Source organism: Pseudomonas sp. IB20 (genome assembly GCF_009707325.1).
GTDB lineage: Bacteria > Pseudomonadota > Gammaproteobacteria > Pseudomonadales > Pseudomonadaceae > Aquipseudomonas.
In genome coordinates this window covers 3,998,746-4,016,872 of the sequence record NZ_CP046103.1, presented here as the reverse complement: position 1 = coordinate 4,016,872, position 18,127 = coordinate 3,998,746, and the positions used below count along the sequence as shown (strand labels likewise).

The following is an 18,127-nucleotide window of genomic DNA, read 5'->3' as shown; positions in this document are numbered from 1 at the left end:
TCGACCGTGGCACATGCATGAGCATCCGCTGCAACGTTTTTTCAAATCCCTGCGCGAGCGTCCGGTGTTCGCCTGGGAGCGCTTTCAGATGCGCGATGTGTTGGTGATCGACCATCCGCTGTGCCAGGCGGTGTTCAGTCGCCAGGGCGCGCAACTGCTGCATTTTCAGCCCCGTGGCCAGAAACCCTGGCTGTGGTGCGCGGCCAAGTGGCCGCAAGTCGGCGCCATCCGTGGCGGCGTGCCGGTGTGCTGGCCATGGTATGGGCGCCACCCGAGTGAAAACGCGTGGCCGTCCCATGGCTGGGCGCGGCTGATTGATTGGAAACTGCTCGACAGCAGTACCGACGACGATGGCGTGCGCCTGCATTGGCAATTGCAGCTGTGCGACTGGCAGGTCGACCTGCACGCGCACCTGGGCGAAACCCTGGAACTGCGCCTGTGCACAGAGCATCAGGACGAGTTGCCGTGCCAGCTGAGCCATGCTTTGCACGCTTATTGGCGGATCGGCAATGTCGGTGAGATAGCGCTGTCTGGGCTCGATGGAGCGCAAGGTTATGACCAGCTCAATCGCCAGGTTTGCCAGCAGGAAGGCGAGTTACGCGTGGACGGCGGTTGCCAGCGAGTGTTCCAGCATGACGGCGAGCTGCACCTCAAAGACCATGCCTGGCAGCGCGAGCTGTGCATTGATACTGGCGACAGTGCCGACACGGTGGTGTGGCACCCGGGCAGCCGGCCACTGTTGGGCGTGAGCTTCAACGAGGCGTCGGGGTTTGTGTGCGTGGAGTCGGCGATGGCTGGGGCCAGTTTGGCGCCGGGGGAGAGGGCGCATTTGAGTCTGCAGGCCAGGGCTGGGGTTTAGCGGTGTGGCTTATGGCCTCATCGCGGGCAAGCCCGGCTCCCACAGTGGAATGCATTCCAGTGGGTACGCAGAGCGTCACTGGATGCATTCCCACGCAGGGCGTAGGAACGATCTGGAACTAGTTAAACTCATCCCCAACCGGATACCGGCTGTCATTCAAACTCTCTTTGATCTTGCGCAAATGCGGCTGGAAATCCACGCCACGGCGCAACGTCATGCCCGTTGCCAGCACATCCAGCACCGTCAGCTGGATAATCCGCGACGTCATCGGCATGTAGATGTCGGTGTCTTCCGGCAGCGGAATGTTCAGGCTCACCGTACTGGCCTTGGCCAGCGGCGAGTTCTCGGCGGTTACGCCCAGTACCGATGCGCCGTTTTCCCGCGCGATACGCGCCACTTCCACCAGCTCACGGGTACGTCCGGTGTAGGAAATAATCACGAACAGCTCACCCGTATGCGCCACCGACGCGAGCATGCGCTGCATCAGCACGTCGGCGTGTGCGGTCACGGCCAGGTTGAAGCGGAAGAATTTGTGCAGCGCATCCATGGCCACCGGCGCCGAGGCGCCCAGGCCGAAGAAGTGGATCTGCCGCGCTTGGATCAACAGGTCTACGGCCTTGCTGATCAGCGCCGGGTCCAAGGCTTGGCAGGCGCTGTCCAGTGACGCAATGGCACTGCCAAAGATCTTCTGGGTGTAGGCCTCAGGGTTATCATCGGCCTCCACGGCGCGGCTGACATACGCCGCACCACTGGCCAAACTTTGCGCCAGCTGCAATTTAAGTTCAGGGTAACCGCTGACGCCGAACGAACGGCAGAAACGGTTGACCGTCGGTTCACTGACCGAGGCGGCTTGGGCGAGGGCTGCGATCGAGAAGCGGGTCGCCTGCTGCGGGTTGAGCAGGATGACCTCGGCGACTTTTTTCTCAGCCTTGTTCAATTCTTCGAGGCGGTTCCGGATTTGTTCCAGAAGATTTCGCACGCGGTCCATTCAGTCTTTCCTTCGGGCGACGATGCAACTATAGGGCGGTAACCAATCGACGAGTGGCCCTTTGCGGTGGCCTATCCTACTGAGGGTAGCTGAACACCACCACTCGGAATGCATATTTTGGGAAAATGTTGTGGTTATTACTACATTTTTCCTTGAGTGATGCCTTGAAAAAAGGTATTTGTAGCTTAACTTGATAAAAGAACAAACATCATGCCTTCGATAACCGTAGAACCCTGCACCTTTGCCCTGTTTGGCGCGTTGGGTGATCTGGCGCTGCGCAAGTTATTTCCTGCCCTCTATCAACTCGATGGCGCAGGCCTGCTGCACGACGACACGCGCATCCTGGCCCTGGCCCGTGAAGCCGGCTCCGAGCAGCAGCACTTGGCGCATATCGAAAAAGAACTGCGTAAATACGTCGGCAAGGAACTGGACGAAACCATCGCCCAGCGTTTCCTGGCTCGCCTGACGTACCTGCACGTCGACTTCCTGAAGGCTGACGACTACGTCGCCCTGGCAGAGAGCGCCGGCACCGAACAGCGCCTGATTGCCTACTTCGCCACCCCGGCGGCGGTGTACGGCGCGATCTGCGAGAACTTGTCCAAGGTCGGCCTGGCGGAAAACACCCGCGTCGTCCTGGAAAAACCCATCGGTTCGGACCTGGAGTCGTCGCGCAAAGTCAACGACGCCGTGGCGCAGTTTTTCCCGGAAAACCGCACCTACCGCATCGACCACTACCTGGGCAAAGAAACCGTCCAGAACCTTATTGCGCTGCGTTTCGCCAATAGCCTGTTTGAAACCCAGTGGAACCAAAACTACATCTCCCACGTGGAAATCACCGTGGCCGAGCAGGTGGGTATTGAGGGCCGTTGGGGTTACTTCGACAAAGCCGGTCAGCTGCGCGACATGATCCAGAACCACCTGCTGCAGCTGCTGTGCCTGATCGCCATGGACCCGCCGGCCGACTTGTCCGCCGACAGCATCCGCGACGAGAAGGTCAAGGTGCTCAAGGCCCTGGCGCCGATCAGCCCAGACGGCCTGACCACCCAAGTGGTACGTGGCCAGTACATCGCCGGCTACAGCGCCGGCAAGCCGGTGCCGGGTTACCTGGAAGAAGAGAATTCCAACACCCAGAGCGACACCGAGACGTTCGTTGCCCTGCGTGCCGATATCCGCAACTGGCGTTGGGCCGGGGTGCCGTTCTACTTGCGTACCGGCAAGCGTATGCCGCAAAAGCTGTCGCAGATCGTTATCCACTTCAAGGAACCGTCCCACTACATCTTCGCCCCCGAGCAGCGCCTGCAGATCAGCAACAAGCTGATCATCCGCCTGCAACCGGACGAAGGTATTTCCTTGCGTGTGATGACCAAGGAGCAGGGCCTGGACAAGGGCATGCAACTGCGCAGCGGCCCGCTGCAACTGAATTTTTCCGACACCTACCGCAGCGCGCGCATCCCTGATGCCTACGAGCGGTTGTTGCTGGAAGTGATGCGCGGCAATCAGAACCTGTTTGTTCGCAAAGATGAAATCGAAGCCGCGTGGAAGTGGTGTGACCAGTTGATCGCCGGGTGGAAAAAATCCGGTGATGCGCCCAAGCCGTATGCGGCTGGGTCCTGGGGGCCGATGAGCTCGATTGCACTGATCACGCGGGATGGGAGGTCGTGGTATGGCGATATCTGAATTGAAACTGCCTCAGGGTGTGACTGCCCATGAGTACCGTACGCCCGTGCTGCTGGCGGACGGCCTGGCCAATGACGTGGCCGAGCAACTGCGCGGGGCCATCAGTGCCCGTGGCGAGGCCACCCTGGTCGTGTCCGGTGGCCGCAGCCCCGTGGCGTTTTTCCAGAACCTGGCCAAGCAGAGCCTGGACTGGTCCAAGGTCACCATCACCCTGGCCGACGAGCGCTGGGTGCCGGTAGAGCACGCCGACAGCAATGCTGGCCTGTTGAAGAAGTATTTGCTGCAAGGCCCGGCAGCCAAGGCCACGTTCCTCAGCCTGTACAACGTTGCCGCGAACCTTGAAGACGCCGCCGAACTGGCCGACCGCCAGTTGGCAGAGTTGTCAGCCATTGATGTGCTGGTACTGGGCATGGGCGATGACGGCCACACCGCGTCGCTGTTTCCCAACAGCCCGAACCTCACCGAAGCCCTGCAGGCCGACGGTACCCGCCGTTGCTGGCCGATGCTGGCGCCGACCGTGCCGCACCAGCGCCTGACCATGAGTCGCGCGTTGCTCGCCACGGCCCACTACACCGTGCTGTCGATTGCCGGCAGCTCGAAATTGACCACCTTGAGCGCCGCGCTGGCCAGTGACGACGTTGCTGCCATGCCGATTCGCGCGTTTTTGCAACCTACTTTAGAGATTTACTGGTGCCCATGAGCCAAGGATCAGCCGCTATGAAAAGCCCTCAACCGACCGTGTCCATGGCGGAAAAAGTTGCCTTGATCGACAGCCTCTGCGCCAAGGCGCGGATCCTGCCGGTGATCACCATCGCCCGCGAACAGGACATCTTGCCGCTGGCCGATGCCCTGGCCGCGGGCGGTTTGACCGCATTGGAAGTGACCCTGCGTTCCGAGTTCGGCCTCAAGGCTATTCAGGTACTGCGCGAGCAACGCCCTGAACTGTGCACCGGTGCCGGCACCGTGCTCGACCGTCACATGCTCGAAGCGGCGGAAGTAGCCGGCTCGCAATTCATCGTCACCCCAGGCATTACCCGCGACCTGCTGGAAGCCTCGGTGCATAGCCCGATCCCGCTGCTGCCGGGCATCAGCAATGCCTCCGGCATCATGGAAGGCTATGGCTTGGGTTATCGCCGCTTTAAGCTGTTCCCGGCTGAAGTCAGCGGTGGCGTAGCGGCTATCAAGGCCCTGGGCGGCCCGTTCGGCGAAGTGAAATTCTGCCCAACCGGCGGCGTTGGCCCGGCCAACATCAAGAGCTACATGGCGTTGAAAAACGTGATGTGCGTGGGCGGTAGCTGGATGCTCGATCCGCAATGGGTCAAGAACGGCGACTGGGCCCGTATCCAAGAAGTCACCGCACAGGCGCTGGCGCTGCTGGATTGAGCTGATTTACCGAATCGTTGTTGCTGTGCTTAACGGCATTTTTGCGGCGCACTTGGTCGGTGTGCCGCTTTTTTTTGCCTGTAGAAAAACTTGAATTCAACGCCGATCAGTTGTGGGAGCTGGCTTGCCTGCGATAGCGGTGTAACTGCCACTGCAATGTGGCTGACCCACCACACGCCATCGCAGGCAAGCCAGCGCCCACAGTTTTAATCTTTGTTGAGTTCGGTAATCGCGTTGATCAACACATTGATATCCGCCGCCGACGTCACCAGCCCCGGCGTCACTCGAATACAGGTGCCAAACGCCGCACCCGTTCGAAGGGTGGTAAACACGCCATGCTCCTTGAGCAACCGGTCCACCATCGCCTGCTGATCCCGCCCTGTGAACTTGAACGCAGTGATCCCGCAATACAGGCGTGGATCATCCGGCGTCAGTACCTCAACCCCCGGCAACGGCCGCACCGGGCTCACCCACAGATCCCGCAGGTAATTGACCCGCGCACCTTTAGCGGCCGAGCCACCCAAGGCGCGGTGTTCTTCCAGCACCAGCGGCAAGGTCATCAGCGCCGGAAAATTCGGTGTGCTGTAGGACGTACGCGCGCGTACATCGGTGGCCGGGTAATGAAATTCGCCCATGTCCGGGTCAATATCGGCCAGGCGTTCCGGTGCTATATACAGAAAGCCAAGGGTCAGCGGCGCGCCGATCCATTTATGCAAATTGAAGCCGGCGAATTGAATACCCAGCTGCGCGAGGTTGAAGTCGATCTGGCCCAGGGCGTGGGCGCCATCGAGGATCACATCGACGCCATGCTCACGCGCGGCCTGGGAAATCGCCTCCACCGGCATCACCAGCCCGGTGCGATGGGTGACATGGGTCAGGGCCATCAGCTTGAGGCGCGGGTACTGAGCGAACGTATCGCGATAGGCCTGCACCAGGCTGTCGAAACTGGCCGGGTGAGTGCGGGAAATCTCAATAACCTCTACACCGCGATAGCCCGCCAACCAGCGCATTGCGCCTTTGACCGTGTCGTACTCCAGGTCGCTGATCAGCACCTGATCGCCCGGTTGCAGGCAGTTGTAGTTACGGATCAGCGACTGCAAGGCTTCGGTGGCATTGCGGGTGAAGGCGACCGCCTCGGGGTCGGCATCGATCAACCCGGCCAGTTGGCGGCGGATCTCGACATGTTCACCTTGCTCGAAGCGCTGGCGCACATACAGCGAGTTGCTGCGGTTGATAAACGCAACGTGCTCCAGGTACTGCGCGCTTACCGCGCGGCTCATGCGCCCAAAGTAGCCGTTTTCCAGGTTGATCGGGCCAGGCTCCAGCGCATAGCGCTGGGCGATGGCCTGCCAGTGAAGTTCGTTATCTGCATTCCTTGGCATGGCGTGGGCTCTTAATGACGGGGGGCGGGTTTGCCGTGTTTTGCCCGTAGAGGTTCCAGCAGTTCGGACAGGCCGTTGTGGTCGATTTCCTGCATCAGTGCCAGCAACCCGCCCAGTTCGCCGTGGGGGAAACCTTCACGGGCAAACCAGTTCAGGTAAGGGCCGGGCAGGTCAGCGATGATCCGTCCCTTGTACTTGCCGAAGGGCATTTCGCGGGTGATCAGCAGTTCGAGTTTTTCGGGGTTCATGGGCTTCAGTGGTTTGAGTCGAGACCTTGGAAAATACAGGCATTCTGCATGAAGGCCAAATGACAGATCATGCAAATAACGTACATACAGATGGTTCAATAATTTTCAAGTTATTGAAATATAAGGAAAAAGTAATTTTTCAAAACCTGGCACGGGCGCTGCAATCATTAAGACACGTTTCTTAACCCGCACAAGGAATTGAAAAATGACTGACATCAATAAAGAATCGATCTCCGTACTGAACGACCTGATCGAGACCAGCAAAGACGGCCAGAAAGGCTTCGCGACTTGTGCTGAAGATATCAAACATCCAGAGCTCAAAGCCCTGTTTGTGAAGCGCTCCGCTGACTGCGCGACCGCAGCTGCCGAATTGCAAACTGCTGTGAAAGCGTTGGGCGGCGACCCGGAAAAATCCGGCTCGGTTGCCGGTGCTCTGCACCGTGGCTGGGTGGACGTGAAGTCGCTGGTCACCGGCAAAGATGAAGAGGCTGTGCTCAACGAAGCTGAGCGCGGCGAAGACCATGCCTTGAAGGCTTACAAAGAAGCGATCGAGAAGATCAACAAGCACAACCTGTTGGGCATTCGTGACCTGGTTGAACGTCAGTTCCACGGCGCGCAACGCAACCACGACCAGGTGAAAGCCCTGCGTAACCAGGCTCGCGCTCAGTCGTAAGACCTGCTGCGTAACACCTGTTGTGAAAAAAAATGTGGGAGCGGGCTTGCCCGCGATTGCGGTGAGTCAGTCACTCTATCCAGTGACTGACACTCCGACATCGCGGGCAAGCCCGTTCCCACATTTGCTTGGTATCGACCTCGAGATTGCAATCAGCCAATGCTGATCGGCGGCAGCTCAGTCAACGTCACAACCTGCTGCTTGCGTGGCGCGAGGATTTCCGCCTCGCCGTCCACCACCAGCTCATCGCGCTGGTTGAACACGCGGGTGGCAATGCGCACGCGAAACTTGGGCAGCTTCTCGAGGATTTCCAGACGCACGGTCAGGGTGTCGCCGATTTTTACCGGCTTCTGGAAGGTCATCTGCTGGCCGATGTAGATAGTGCCTGGCCCAGGCAGCTCGCACGCAACGGCCGCGCTGATCAGGGCGCCGCTGAACATACCGTGGGCGATACGCTCCTTGAACATGGTCGCCTTGGCGTACTCGGCATCCAGGTGCACCGGGTTGTGGTCGCCGGACATGGCGGCGAACAACTGGATATCGCGCTCTTCGACGGTCTTGCTGTAACTGGCGGTCTGGCCGACTTCGAGGGCTTCGTACGGGGTGTTGGTTACCTGAGTCATCTAAAGGTGCATCCTGTGGCTAATCGGTAATGTAACTATCTGATTTTAAACGGTTGATTTTAAGGGGCTGATTTTAAAGGAGCAGTTACTCGCAGCGGGTCGGCCTGTGCAACGCCAGGGCCTGCTCGAGCCACCTCAGCACATCTGCTGTGACTTCGTCGCGATTGGTTTCATTGAACACTTCGTGACGCGCCTGCGGGTAAATATTCAGTTGCAGGTTCTGGCAGCCGGCCTCACGCAGTGCATGGGCCAGACTTTTGAGACGCTTGCCTTCACTCACCGGATCACATTCGCCGCCCATTATCAGGAGCGGCAGGCCCGGGTCGATCTGCGTGAGATTGGACGCTTTGCTGATTTGCTGCAAGCCGCCCAGCAGGTCGATCCATAGCTGGTTAGTGCAACGGAAGCCGCAGAGCGGGTCGTTGATGTACTTGTCGACTTCAACCGGGTCGCGGCTGAGCCAATCAAAGGCGGTGCGGGTAGGCTTGAACGCCTTGTTGAACGAGCCGAACGACAGGAACTCGATCAGCGCACTGCGCCCGCGCAAGCCCTGGCGTGCGCGTTCGATTCTGGCAATGACCTTAGCGGCGCGGTACAGCGCCACCGGCTGGAAATTCGAACCACTGAGAATTGCGCCATTCAAACTGGCGCTGTGGTGCAACAGGTAGGCCTGGGCGATATAACTGCCCATGCTGTGGCCCAGCAAAATGATCGGCAAACCCGGCTGCTGCTGGCCGATGTGCTGGTTGAGGCTGGCGAGGTCGCCCACCACTTTGGTCCAACCATCCTTTTCGGCGTATAGCCCCAGCGTCCCTTCGTCGGCGGTGCGGCCGTGGCCGCGCTGGTCCAGGGCGTACAGGCCGTAGCCGGCGGCGCACAAGGCCTCGGCTAGGCGCGCATAACGCCCGCTGTGCTCGGCCATGCCGTGGGACAGCATGATCATGGCCCGGGCTTGGCCTTCCGGCAGCCATTGATTGACGTACAGGCGGCTGCGGTCATTCGCGGTCAGCCAGAAGGTGCTGTGGTTCATGGCGCTTCCTTTGCTCAGAGTCGTTGCAGTGTATAGCTCATCTGCCAGAGGCTGGTGTATCTGCCTACACGTTGGGCGCAAGATTCATACAATAAATGACACAGTTGGTTGTATTTCTTGGTATGCCTGTTTGGCCATAGCTGCTAACGTCCTCAAAGCTCCGCTTTTTAAACCTTCATAAAAGCGGCCGGACACACTCAGGTAAGAGGACAAGAATAATGCAACCTGATTTCTGGAATGACAAACGCGCGGCGGGCGTTCCCAATGCCATCGACCTCACCACGTACAAGTCGGTGGTGGAAGTCTTCGAACGTTCCTGCAAAGCCTTTGCCGACCGTCCGGCGTTCAGCAACATGGGCATTACCCTGACTTACGCCGAGCTTGAGCGCCACAGTGCGGCGTTCGCCGGTTACCTGCAACAGCACACCGACCTCAAGCCGGGCGACCGTATCGCGGTGCAGATGCCCAACGTGCTGCATTACCCGATTGCCGTGTTCGGCGCATTGCGCGCCGGGCTCATCGTGGTCAATACCAACCCGCTGTACACCCCGCGCGAGATGCGCCACCAGTTCAAGGATGCCGGCATTCGCGCGTTGGTCTATCTCAACCTGTTTGGTTCGCGGGTGCAGGAAGTGTGCGCCGATACCGAGATCGACTACCTGATCGAAGCTAAGATGGGTGACTTCATGCCGGCCGCCAAAGGTTGGTTGATCAACACCGTGGTCGACAAAGTCAAGAAGATGGTCCCGGCCTACAACCTCCCACGCGCTGTGTCGTTCAAACGCGCCTTGCGCATGGGCGCGGGCCAAAGCCTGACCCGGCACCCGGTGACCCTGGATGACATCGCCGTGCTGCAATACACCGGCGGCACCACCGGCCTGGCCAAGGGCGCGATGCTCACCCACGGCAACCTGGTCGCCAATATGCAGCAGGTGCGGGCGTGCATGTCCCAGGTCGGCGATGACGGCCAGCCGCTGATCAAGGAAGGGCAGGAGGTGATGATCGCGCCGCTGCCGCTGTACCACATCTATGCATTTACGGCGAACTGCATGTGCATGATGGTGACCGGCAGCCACAACGTGTTGATCACCAACCCGCGCGACATTGGCGGCTTTATCAAGGAACTGAAAAAGTGGCGGTTCTCCGGTCTGTTGGGGCTGAACACGCTGTTCGTGGCGCTGATGGACCACCCGGATTTCAAGACCCTGGACTTCTCCCACCTCAAGATCACTAACTCTGGCGGCACCGCCTTGATCAAGGCCACGGCCGAGCGCTGGAAGGCGCTGACCGGTTGCTCCATCGGCGAAGGCTACGGCCTGACCGAAACCTCACCGGTGGCCAGCACCAACCCCTACGGCGGCCTATCGCGCCTCGGCACCGTAGGCATTCCGGTGCCCGGCACGGGCATCAAAGTGATTGATGACGAGGGCCACGAGTTGCCGTTGGGCGAGCGCGGCGAACTGTGCATCAAGGGCCCGCAGGTGATGAAGGGCTACTGGCAGCAACCGGCCGCCACCGCCGAGGCCTTGGACGCTGAAGGCTGGCTGAAAACCGGTGATATTGCGGTGATCGACGCCGATGGCTACGTGAGCATTGTCGATCGCAAGAAGGACTTGATCATCGTCTCGGGCTTCAACGTATACCCCAACGAGATCGAAGACGTGGTGATGGCCCACCCGGCGGTCGCCAACTGCGCAGTGATCGGCGTGCCGGATGACCGTACCGGTGAGGCGGTGAAGCTGTTTGTGGTGGCGCGTGCCCAGGGTGTGAGCCTTGAAGAACTGAAGGCGTACTGCAAGACCAACTTCACCGGGTACAAGGTGCCCAAGCACATTGTGTTGCGCGAGTCATTGCCGATGACGCCGGTGGGCAAGATTCTGCGCAGGGAGCTGCGCGACATCGCTTGATGTGAAATAGGCTTCAAAAATGTGGGAGCGGGCTTGCCTGCGATAACGGTGTATCAGTCACCTAATTCATCGACTGGACGTTCCAAGCCCGCTCCCACATTGTTATTTATCGCGCTGAAAGGCCCATTCCAGAGCGACTTTCAAAGATATAGAATCTTTGCTCTAAAAATGACCACTGGGTATTCTTGAGTCATGTTTATGACTGTAGGGCCCTCTCTTGGCTCTAGGCGGCCCTTGGCAAAGCTGCTACTCTCGGCGCGCTTTGTGACTTCTCGGCCTGCTTGAAAGCGCCAGACTCACCTTAAAAAAACATACACCAATAATAATCGCATCAAATGCGATGATGAATTCGCGTCGCTGAGGAGTGGGCTTCCATGAACGAAGACTTTTGGAAGGATAAGTACCCCGCCGGGATTGCTGCAGACATCAATCCAGACGAGTATCAAAATATTCAGGCGGTACTGAAACAGTCCTGCCAGCGCTTCGCCAACAAACCGGCTTTCAGCAACCTGGGCAAGACAATCACCTACGGTGAACTGTACGAATTGTCCGGCGCTTTCGCCGCCTACCTGCAACAGCATACCGACTTGAAGCCTGGCGATCGAATCGCCGTGCAACTGCCCAACGTCCTGCAATACCCGGTTGCCGTGTTCGGCGCCATTCGTGCTGGCCTGATCGTGGTCAACACCAACCCGCTGTACACCGCGCGGGAAATGGAACACCAATTCAATGATTCCGGGGCCAAGGCCCTGGTGTGCTTGGCGAACATGGCGCACCTGGCTGAAAAAGTCGTGCCCAAGACCGCCGTCAAACATGTGATCGTCACCGAAGTCGCTGACCTGTTGTCGCCATTCAAGCGCCTGCTGATCAACAGCGTCATCAAGTACGTGAAGAAAATGGTCCCGGCCTATCACCTGCCCAAGGCGATCAAGTTCAACGACGTGCTGGCCAAGGGGCACGGCCAACCGGTCAGCGATGCCAGCCCGGCGAGCGACGATGTCGCCGTGCTGCAATACACCGGCGGCACCACCGGGGTGGCTAAGGGCGCGATGCTCACCCACCGCAACCTGGTCGCCAACATGTTGCAGTGCAAGGCGCTGATGGGCTCCAACCTCAACGAAGGCTGCGAGATCCTGATCACGCCGCTGCCGCTGTACCACATCTATGCCTTCACCTTTCATTGCATGGCGATGATGCTGATCGGCAACCACAACATCCTGATCAGCAACCCGCGCGACTTGCCGGCGATGGTTAAGGAACTGTCGAAGTGGAAGTTCAGCGGCTTTGTCGGCCTGAACACCCTGTTCGTGGCGCTGTGCAACAACGAAGGCTTTCGCAAGCTGGATTTTTCCGCGCTGAAAGTCACCCTGTCGGGTGGCATGGCGCTGCAATTGGCAGCTGCCGAGCGTTGGAAAGACGTGACCGGTTGCAACATCTGCGAAGGTTACGGCATGACCGAAACCAGCCCTGTGGCGACGGTCAACCCGATTCAGAACATCCAGATCGGCACCATCGGCATTCCAGTGCCATCGACGGTGTGCAAAGTCATCACCGATGACGGCGTCGAGTTGGCCCTCGGTGAAATCGGCGAGCTGTGCGTCAAAGGCCCGCAAGTGATGAAGGGCTACTGGCAGCGCGAAGATGCCACCGCCGAGATCCTCGACAGCGAAGGCTGGTTGAAGACCGGTGACATCGCGATCATCCAGCCGGATGGCTACATGCGCATTGTCGACCGCAAGAAAGACATGATTCTGGTCTCCGGCTTCAACGTCTACCCCAACGAGCTGGAAGACGTGCTGGCGACCCTGCCGGGCGTGCTGCAATGCGCGGCCATCGGCGTGCCGGATGATAAGTCCGGGGAGCACATTAAGATCTTCATCGTGGTCAAGCCGGGGGCGACCCTGACCAAGGACCAGGTGATGGAACACATGCGCGCCAATGTCACCGGCTACAAGGTGCCCAAGGCCGTGGAGTTCCGTGATGCGTTGCCGACCACCAACGTAGGCAAGATCCTGCGCCGTGAGTTGCGCGATGAAGAACTGAAGAAGCTGGGACTTAAAAAGTAACCCAATAAGAAACCCCGCCAATGCGGGGTTTTTTATTGCCTGCTGCTGGCGAAACACTAGCCTCTGTGGGAGCTGGATTGCTGCGATAGCTCTGCCACTGCAATGTGGCTAACCCACCGCCATCGCAGGCAAGCCAGTTCCCACATTATTTTTACCGCGTTGTTACAGGGCGAACTGCGCGAAGCTCACGCCAGCACCCGCCGGGCGCACATCTTTCAAGAACGAATCTTTGTCCGCACTCAACTCCAGGGTGATCTCCGGCTTGCGCTTGCCTGCATTGCGCACCACCAGCCCTTCGAACTTTTCACGCAGGAACGCCGTCGGCACCTTCAGGTGCAGCAACTGGTCGGACTCGGCGTTGTGCATCAACAGGTGAACCCACTCGAACTGGCCCACGGCAATACGGCCCACCGGCAGGTCGAACCACCAGATGTTGCGTTTGTGGTCCAGGTCGGTGAAGTGGCAGTTGTTGACGCCGAGTACGGCACCGCCCAGTTCCTGGTTTCTGCGGGCGATGGCCTGTGCTTTATTGAGTTTCATAACCTTCCTACGGGATCTGTTATTCAGCGTTATAGCCTGAATGTGCCGCGCATTCTCGTGGGTTGGCCGCAAAACATAAAGCCAAACCTGCAGGCGGCGATGAAATGCGCGCTGAAAAATAATTGAAACTCTGCTGAACGGCTTCAGGTCAATCTCTACGTAATGACCAAAAACCTCGATTGTTCCAGGAGAAATACCATGAGCAGCACATCGGATAAGGCAAAAGGTTTGGCTAACGAAGCCGTCGGCAACATCAAGCAAGGTGTCGGCAAAGTCACCGGCAACGACAAGCTGCGCGCTGAAGGCGTGGTGCAGGAAAAGAAAGGTGAAGTGCAAAAAGCCGTCGGCGATACCAAAGACGCGATTAACAAGGCCACCAAGTAAGCCTGAATCGCTGGCTGTATGCGTGCAGCCCGACGGCCATCCACGGATGGCCGTTTTTATGTCTTACGTTGAAACTAAAATCTGGTAATTGTTTCAAAGTCGCCAAGTAGGCTACTTTTAATGTAGAAAACGGCCCCTGAGTCGCCCACGACCTCACTCTTTTTGCGGCGAAAGGAGACGCTATGATTTTTCCGGTACTAGACGGCCTCAAGCTCCACAAAGTGCTGGTGCGCACCGTCAAGGAATTCGTCGATGACGAAATGCCCACCTATGCCTCGGCACTGGCTTACCAGATGCTGTTCTCGTTGTTCCCCTTCCTGCTGTTTCTCATTGCCCTGATCGGCTTCCTGCACCTGCCGGACTTCTTCACCTGGCTGCGCTTGCAGTCGGAACTGGTGTTGCCGCCCCAGGCGCTGGAACAGGTCAACCCGGTGATCGACCAGTTGCAGCAATCCAAGGGTGGCTTGCTGTCCGTCGGTATCGTGATTGCGTTGTGGACTGCCTCGGCGGGCGTTCGCCTGATGATGAGCGCGATGAACGCCGCCTACGACGTGGTCGAAGGTCGACCGATCTGGAAGCGCTTCCCGCTCTCGGTGTTCTACACCGTCGGCATCGCCGGCATGCTGCTCGCCGCCGCCGCGTTGATGGTGCTTGGCCCGCAGGTGATGGGGTGGCTCGCCGGGCAGATCGGCATGCAGGAATTTGTGGTCACCTTGTGGACCATCCTGCGTTGGCCGCTGATCGTGATTTTGCTGATGTTCGCCGTGGCCCTCATGTATTACGTGATGCCCGATGTAGAGCAGAAATTCCGCTTCATCACTCCAGGCTCGGTGCTCGCCGTGGTGGTGTGGATCGTTGCTTCCCTGGGCTTTGGTTACTACGTCAAAACCTTCGCCGACTACAACGCCATGTATGGCAGTATCGGTGCGATCATCGTCCTGCTCCTGTACTTCTACATTTCCGCTGCCGTGCTGTTGCTGGGCGCGGAGATGAATGCCGTGATCGAACACATGTCGGCTGAAGGCAAGGACCCGGGGGAAAAGGAGTTTGAAGAAAACGCCGATGCAAGTTCTTACACGGATGAAAAACAGCACGTCTCAGGCCTAGGCCGGGACCACTCCAAGCCCACACCCATTGAGCCTGATCGATGATCCATGAAATTCTGAAAATGGGCGATGAGCGCCTGCTGCGTATTGCACCGCCGGTTCCGCCGGAGATGTTCGACAGCCCCGAGCTTTGGCAGTTGATTGATGACATGTTCCAGACCATGGAGCACGTCGGCGGTGTCGGTCTCGCCGCCCCGCAGATCGGCGTCGACCTGCAACTGGTGATCTTTGGCTTTGAGGCCAGCGAGCGCTACCCGGACGCACCGCCGGTGACGCAGACCATCCTGATCAACCCATTGATCACGCCGCTTAGCCCAGTACTGGAAGAGGGCTACGAGGGCTGCCTGTCCGTGCCTGGCCTGCGTGGCGCCGTGGACCGTTATCAGCATATTCGCTACGAGGGTTTCGACCCCAAGGGCGAGCCGATTGTGCGCATCGCCGAAGGCTTCCACGCGCGGGTGGTGCAGCATGAATGCGATCACCTGATCGGCCGGTTGTACCCATCGCGCATTACCGACTTCAGCAAGTTCGGGTTTATCGAAGTGATGTTTCCGGATATGGATCCCACGGCGGACGAATAGCCCCCTGACACACCATTGATCAGAAATGTGGGAGCTGGCAAGCCAGCTCCCACAGCTACACCATTGATCAGAAATGTGGGAGCTGGCAAGCCAGCTCCCACATTGGTGTTGCGTTCATTCAGACTATTTGGCCGGTTTCACAAACCGCAACGTCATCCGATCCGACTCCCCAATCGCCACATATTTAGCCTTATCCTGCTCCCCCAGCTTCAACGTCGGCGGCAACGTCCACACGCCACCTGGATAATCCTTGGTGTCTTTGGGGTTGGCGTTCACCTCACTCTGCCCGGCCAGCTTGAACCCGGCATCCGTGGCCAGTTTCACCACTTGGGCCGTGGTCAGGTAACCACTGTCCTTGATGGCTTCCAAATCGGCCCCGTCCTTGGCGCGGTGATCTTCCACGCCCAGCACGCCACCCGGCTTGAGCACGCTGTAGAACGCCGTGAACGTGGCGTTGGCGGTATCCGCCGCCACCCAGTTATGCACATTGCGAAAGGTCAGCACGGCATCCGCCGTCGCAGGTTTGCCGAACACCGGCGCCTTGGGGTCGAACTCCACCACGTCGGCCTTGGCATATCGCGTTGGGTCGGCGGCGAATTTCTTCTTTAGGTTTTCTTCGGAGGTGCGCGCGTAGGCGCTGCTGCTGGCGGCCTGCACGGCGGCGATGTAGTGCCCGTGGTCCTTGAGCAGTGGCGCCAGTATTTCGCTGTACCAGCCACCGCCTGGCGTGATTTCTATCACGGTCTGCTTGGCGCCCAAGCCGAAAAACGCCAACGTCTGCTGCGGATGGCGATAGCCGTCACGCGCGCTGTTGGCCGGGTCGCGCCAACTGCCGGCCAATACGCTTGAATATTGCTGGGCAGTAATGGGGGCGTCGGCTGCTTGGCTGAACGCTGGAAAGAGCAGGGCGGCTAGGGATAGAGCTGCGAGCGTCGTTTTCATGATCGTCCTGTAAGGGGTCACTGTGCCACCGAGGCTAGCACGGGCCCCGCACAGGTCGATCACACATTATCCGCAGTCGACCTCACCAAACGTTCTAAGCCCATGGCAATCATTGGCTTGTTACGTTTGTAGCGCGCCCACCGCTCGCTGAGTGATTGCGGCAGCACCGTGTCCTGGCTGAAACCCATACGCTGATACACAGCTTCCAAATCAGGATGGCACAGCAGCCATACCGTTCCTTCCACGTCGGCCACTGCCTGCACAATCAAGCGCGCCGCCAACCCTTGGCCGCGAAACCCAGGGTCAACAAATACGCCGGTCAGCCACTGCCCTCCGACCACGGGCGTGAGGCACAGCCCGGCCACAATCTCGCCGTCGCGCGCCACCCACAAACGCCCGCCCTTAAGCGCCTTCATCGGTGAATTATGGCTGCGGTAAAACTTGTTCAGCAGCGGCCACAGTGGCTCTGCCAGCGGTTCGATGAGCAGTTCGGGCATGGTCTTTAAGCCAGCGTTTTCAAGGGCCGGGGATTATAAGCGCCTTCTGCCCGGCAATAGGTGGTATACCCATTGTTACATCCCCTTTTAGTGGAGCATGCATCATGGCCAAAGGTATGGATTCAAAGAAAGCCGCGAAGAAGAAACCGGCAAAAACCGCCGATGAAAAGCGCGCCGACAAGAAGGCTAAGAAAACCGAGACAGGCCTGTTCGGTCACTGAGTTACAAGCTTAGAACCAAACGATCTGCAAGGTTTTTAGGTCTCGCTGCACAGAGCAGGAAACACCTGCTCTGAGCTGCCGATGGCCAACTACCTTGATCTGACCCAACGCCGGGAAATCGAAGCCCTGGCGCACCGCTTTACCGCCAGAACCGAATGGCCGACCTGGCTGCTGCTGATCGGCGTGTATGCCGGCTGGTTCTCTGTGATGCTCGCCAGCCCTTGGCTGGGCCTGTGGCTCAGCACCCTGTTGCTGGTTCCGTTGGTGACGCTGTGGCTGTCGGTGCAACACGAATTGCTCCACGGCCATCCCACCCGTTCCCTCTTCGTAAACAAACTGCTCGGCTACGCGCCCTTTGCCGTGTGGTACCCCTACACGCTGTACCGCAACAGCCATCTGCTGCATCACAACGATGAAGACCTGACCCTGCCGGGCATCGACCCGGAAAGCCGCTACCTGAATCAATCCCAATGGGACAACAGCTCGTTGTTTAAGCGCGGTGTGCATTGGTTGACCAAAACCGTGCTCGGCCGTTTCCTGCTCGCGGCCCCGCTGGCGATTGGTCGATTGGCGCGCCAGGAATTTCAACGCCTGCCACAGGTGTGGCCGATGTGGCTGGCCCACGGCGCCGTGACGGTCTTGATGCTCAGCTTTATCGCCCACTTCAGCGTAATGCCGGTGTGGCATTACCTGCTGCTGGTCAGCGTGCCAGCCTTGTCCCTGGCCTCGATCCGTTCCTACTATGAACACCGCCCGCACCTGCAACCGGAACAGCGCACCGTGCTCAACGAAGCCGCCTGGCCGTGGACCTGGCTGTTTCTCAACAACAACTTGCACCTGGTGCACCACGACTTGCCGAAACTGCCCTGGTACTTGCTGCCCACGGTCTACCACGCCCGCCGCGAACAGTGGGTGGCGCGCAGCGGTGGTTTTCTGGTGCAAGGTTACGGCCAGTTGATCAGCCGTCACGGCCTCAAGGCCATCGACAGCCCCCGGCACCCTTTTGCGTGAGAGACGACC

General features: G+C 58.9%; 19 protein-coding genes. 11 read left to right on the top strand and 8 right to left on the bottom strand.

From position 1 onward, the window contains the following. Positions 1–13: 13 nt before the first annotated feature. Positions 14–859, top strand: a complete 846-nt coding sequence (locus tag GJU48_RS18730; protein WP_094950850.1) for a D-hexose-6-phosphate mutarotase — start codon at positions 14–16, stop codon at positions 857–859. 118 nt (positions 860–977) lie between these two features. Here GJU48_RS18730 and GJU48_RS18725 read toward each other — a convergent pair whose 3' ends face one another. Further along, on the bottom strand, positions 978–1,838 hold the full coding sequence (locus GJU48_RS18725; RefSeq protein WP_176462929.1) for a MurR/RpiR family transcriptional regulator: 861 nt from the start codon (positions 1,836–1,838) through the stop codon (positions 978–980). Positions 1,839–2,057: 219 nt separating this feature from the next. Here GJU48_RS18725 and zwf point away from each other — a divergent pair, with 219 nt between their 5' ends. From zwf to GJU48_RS18710, 3 genes are read left to right on the top strand one after another with little or no spacing between them, the layout of a single operon-like run. Then, the gene (zwf, locus tag GJU48_RS18720) at positions 2,058–3,524 is read left to right on the top strand and encodes a glucose-6-phosphate dehydrogenase (RefSeq protein WP_094950852.1); all 1,467 of its coding nucleotides are present in this window, start codon (positions 2,058–2,060) and stop codon (positions 3,522–3,524) included. Continuing rightward, positions 3,511–4,224, top strand: a complete 714-nt coding sequence (pgl, locus tag GJU48_RS18715) for a 6-phosphogluconolactonase (RefSeq protein ID WP_094950853.1) — start codon at positions 3,511–3,513, stop codon at positions 4,222–4,224. The genes zwf and pgl overlap by 14 nt, the downstream gene beginning before the upstream one ends. 17 nt (positions 4,225–4,241) lie before the next feature. Beyond that, entirely contained in the window at positions 4,242–4,907 is a 666-nt protein-coding gene (locus GJU48_RS18710; protein ID WP_094950854.1) for a bifunctional 4-hydroxy-2-oxoglutarate aldolase/2-dehydro-3-deoxy-phosphogluconate aldolase, read from the top strand. Between the two features lie 206 nt (positions 4,908–5,113). Here the strand turns inward: GJU48_RS18710 and GJU48_RS18705 are convergent, their stop codons facing one another. Then, entirely contained in the window at positions 5,114–6,289 is a 1,176-nt protein-coding gene (locus GJU48_RS18705) for an aminotransferase class V-fold PLP-dependent enzyme (protein WP_094953815.1), read from the bottom strand. 11 nt (positions 6,290–6,300) lie between these two features. After that, on the bottom strand, positions 6,301–6,537 hold the full coding sequence (locus GJU48_RS18700; protein WP_003213031.1) for a DUF3820 family protein: 237 nt from the start codon (positions 6,535–6,537) through the stop codon (positions 6,301–6,303). Between the two features lie 205 nt (positions 6,538–6,742). On the opposite strand from GJU48_RS18700, the gene GJU48_RS18695 reads away from it, so the two are divergent. Next, positions 6,743–7,210 (top strand): ferritin-like domain-containing protein, encoded by a 468-nt coding sequence (locus tag GJU48_RS18695; RefSeq protein WP_094953816.1) that lies wholly within the window; start codon positions 6,743–6,745, stop codon positions 7,208–7,210. A 152-nt stretch (positions 7,211–7,362) separates the two neighbouring features. On the opposite strand, the gene GJU48_RS18690 is transcribed toward GJU48_RS18695, so the two are convergent. Next, positions 7,363–7,833, bottom strand: a complete 471-nt coding sequence (locus tag GJU48_RS18690; RefSeq protein WP_024077080.1) for a MaoC family dehydratase — start codon at positions 7,831–7,833, stop codon at positions 7,363–7,365. 85 nt (positions 7,834–7,918) lie between these two features. Next, on the bottom strand, positions 7,919–8,863 hold the full coding sequence (locus GJU48_RS18685; RefSeq protein ID WP_094953817.1) for an alpha/beta hydrolase: 945 nt from the start codon (positions 8,861–8,863) through the stop codon (positions 7,919–7,921). Positions 8,864–9,081: 218 nt separating this feature from the next. Between GJU48_RS18685 and fadD2 the strand changes: the two genes are divergently transcribed. Both fadD2 and fadD1 read left to right on the top strand, forming a co-directional pair. Then, positions 9,082–10,770 carry a long-chain-fatty-acid--CoA ligase FadD2 gene (gene fadD2 / locus GJU48_RS18680; RefSeq protein WP_094953818.1) on the top strand — a complete coding sequence of 563 codons (1,689 nt, stop codon included), beginning with the start codon at positions 9,082–9,084 and terminating at the stop codon, positions 10,768–10,770. A 374-nt stretch (positions 10,771–11,144) separates the two neighbouring features. Continuing rightward, the gene (fadD1, locus tag GJU48_RS18675) at positions 11,145–12,836 is read left to right on the top strand and encodes a long-chain-fatty-acid--CoA ligase FadD1 (protein WP_094953904.1); all 1,692 of its coding nucleotides are present in this window, start codon (positions 11,145–11,147) and stop codon (positions 12,834–12,836) included. A 162-nt stretch (positions 12,837–12,998) separates the two neighbouring features. Here fadD1 and GJU48_RS18670 read toward each other — a convergent pair whose 3' ends face one another. Further along, entirely contained in the window at positions 12,999–13,376 is a 378-nt protein-coding gene (locus GJU48_RS18670) for a hypothetical protein (protein WP_094952592.1), read from the bottom strand. Between the two features lie 198 nt (positions 13,377–13,574). Here GJU48_RS18670 and GJU48_RS18665 point away from each other — a divergent pair, with 198 nt between their 5' ends. From GJU48_RS18665 to def, 3 genes are all read left to right on the top strand, one after another. Further along, positions 13,575–13,760: a CsbD family protein gene (locus GJU48_RS18665; protein WP_094952591.1), complete on the top strand. Its 186-nt coding sequence runs from the start codon at positions 13,575–13,577 to the stop codon at positions 13,758–13,760. A 182-nt stretch (positions 13,761–13,942) separates the two neighbouring features. Continuing rightward, positions 13,943–14,911 carry a YihY/virulence factor BrkB family protein gene (locus GJU48_RS18660; protein ID WP_094952590.1) on the top strand — a complete coding sequence of 323 codons (969 nt, stop codon included), beginning with the start codon at positions 13,943–13,945 and terminating at the stop codon, positions 14,909–14,911. Continuing rightward, a complete protein-coding gene (gene def, locus GJU48_RS18655; protein ID WP_094952589.1) occupies positions 14,908–15,447 on the top strand; it encodes a peptide deformylase in 540 nt (179 codons plus the stop codon). The genes GJU48_RS18660 and def overlap by 4 nt, the downstream gene beginning before the upstream one ends. Positions 15,448–15,570: 123 nt before the next feature. Here the strand turns inward: def and GJU48_RS18650 are convergent, their stop codons facing one another. Beyond that, positions 15,571–16,389 (bottom strand): class I SAM-dependent methyltransferase, encoded by an 819-nt coding sequence (locus GJU48_RS18650; RefSeq protein WP_094952588.1) that lies wholly within the window; start codon positions 16,387–16,389, stop codon positions 15,571–15,573. Between the two features lie 59 nt (positions 16,390–16,448). Then, the gene (locus GJU48_RS18645) at positions 16,449–16,886 is read right to left on the bottom strand and encodes a GNAT family N-acetyltransferase (RefSeq protein WP_094952587.1); all 438 of its coding nucleotides are present in this window, start codon (positions 16,884–16,886) and stop codon (positions 16,449–16,451) included. 302 nt (positions 16,887–17,188) lie between these two features. On the opposite strand from GJU48_RS18645, the gene GJU48_RS18640 reads away from it, so the two are divergent. Continuing rightward, entirely contained in the window at positions 17,189–18,118 is a 930-nt protein-coding gene (locus tag GJU48_RS18640) for a fatty acid desaturase (protein ID WP_094952586.1), read from the top strand. Positions 18,119–18,127 lie beyond the last annotated feature (9 nt).

Bases quoted from the DNA above. Each gene is read 5' to 3' on its own strand.
- pgl (WP_094950853.1), top strand. From the start codon at position 3,511: ATGGCGATATCTGAATTGAAACTGCCTCAGGGTGTGACTGCCCATGAG.
- GJU48_RS18665 (WP_094952591.1), top strand. From the start codon at position 13,575: ATGAGCAGCACATCGGATAAGGCAAAAGGTTTGGCTAACGAAGCCGTC.
- zwf (WP_094950852.1), top strand. From the start codon at position 2,058: ATGCCTTCGATAACCGTAGAACCCTGCACCTTTGCCCTGTTTGGCGCG.
- GJU48_RS18700 (WP_003213031.1), bottom strand. From the start codon at position 6,537: ATGAACCCCGAAAAACTCGAACTGCTGATCACCCGCGAAATGCCCTTC.
- def (WP_094952589.1), top strand. From the start codon at position 14,908: ATGATCCATGAAATTCTGAAAATGGGCGATGAGCGCCTGCTGCGTATT.
- GJU48_RS18660 (WP_094952590.1), top strand. From the start codon at position 13,943: ATGATTTTTCCGGTACTAGACGGCCTCAAGCTCCACAAAGTGCTGGTG.
- GJU48_RS18640 (WP_094952586.1), top strand. From the start codon at position 17,189: ATGGCCAACTACCTTGATCTGACCCAACGCCGGGAAATCGAAGCCCTG.
- GJU48_RS18645 (WP_094952587.1), bottom strand. From the start codon at position 16,886: ATGCCCGAACTGCTCATCGAACCGCTGGCAGAGCCACTGTGGCCGCTG.
- GJU48_RS18695 (WP_094953816.1), top strand. From the start codon at position 6,743: ATGACTGACATCAATAAAGAATCGATCTCCGTACTGAACGACCTGATC.
- GJU48_RS18690 (WP_024077080.1), bottom strand. From the start codon at position 7,833: ATGACTCAGGTAACCAACACCCCGTACGAAGCCCTCGAAGTCGGCCAG.
- GJU48_RS18685 (WP_094953817.1), bottom strand. From the start codon at position 8,863: ATGAACCACAGCACCTTCTGGCTGACCGCGAATGACCGCAGCCGCCTG.
- GJU48_RS18670 (WP_094952592.1), bottom strand. From the start codon at position 13,376: ATGAAACTCAATAAAGCACAGGCCATCGCCCGCAGAAACCAGGAACTG.
- GJU48_RS18710 (WP_094950854.1), top strand. From the start codon at position 4,242: ATGAAAAGCCCTCAACCGACCGTGTCCATGGCGGAAAAAGTTGCCTTG.
- GJU48_RS18650 (WP_094952588.1), bottom strand. From the start codon at position 16,389: ATGAAAACGACGCTCGCAGCTCTATCCCTAGCCGCCCTGCTCTTTCCA.
- GJU48_RS18705 (WP_094953815.1), bottom strand. From the start codon at position 6,289: ATGCCAAGGAATGCAGATAACGAACTTCACTGGCAGGCCATCGCCCAG.
- fadD1 (WP_094953904.1), top strand. From the start codon at position 11,145: ATGAACGAAGACTTTTGGAAGGATAAGTACCCCGCCGGGATTGCTGCA.
- fadD2 (WP_094953818.1), top strand. From the start codon at position 9,082: ATGCAACCTGATTTCTGGAATGACAAACGCGCGGCGGGCGTTCCCAAT.
- GJU48_RS18730 (WP_094950850.1), top strand. From the start codon at position 14: ATGCATGAGCATCCGCTGCAACGTTTTTTCAAATCCCTGCGCGAGCGT.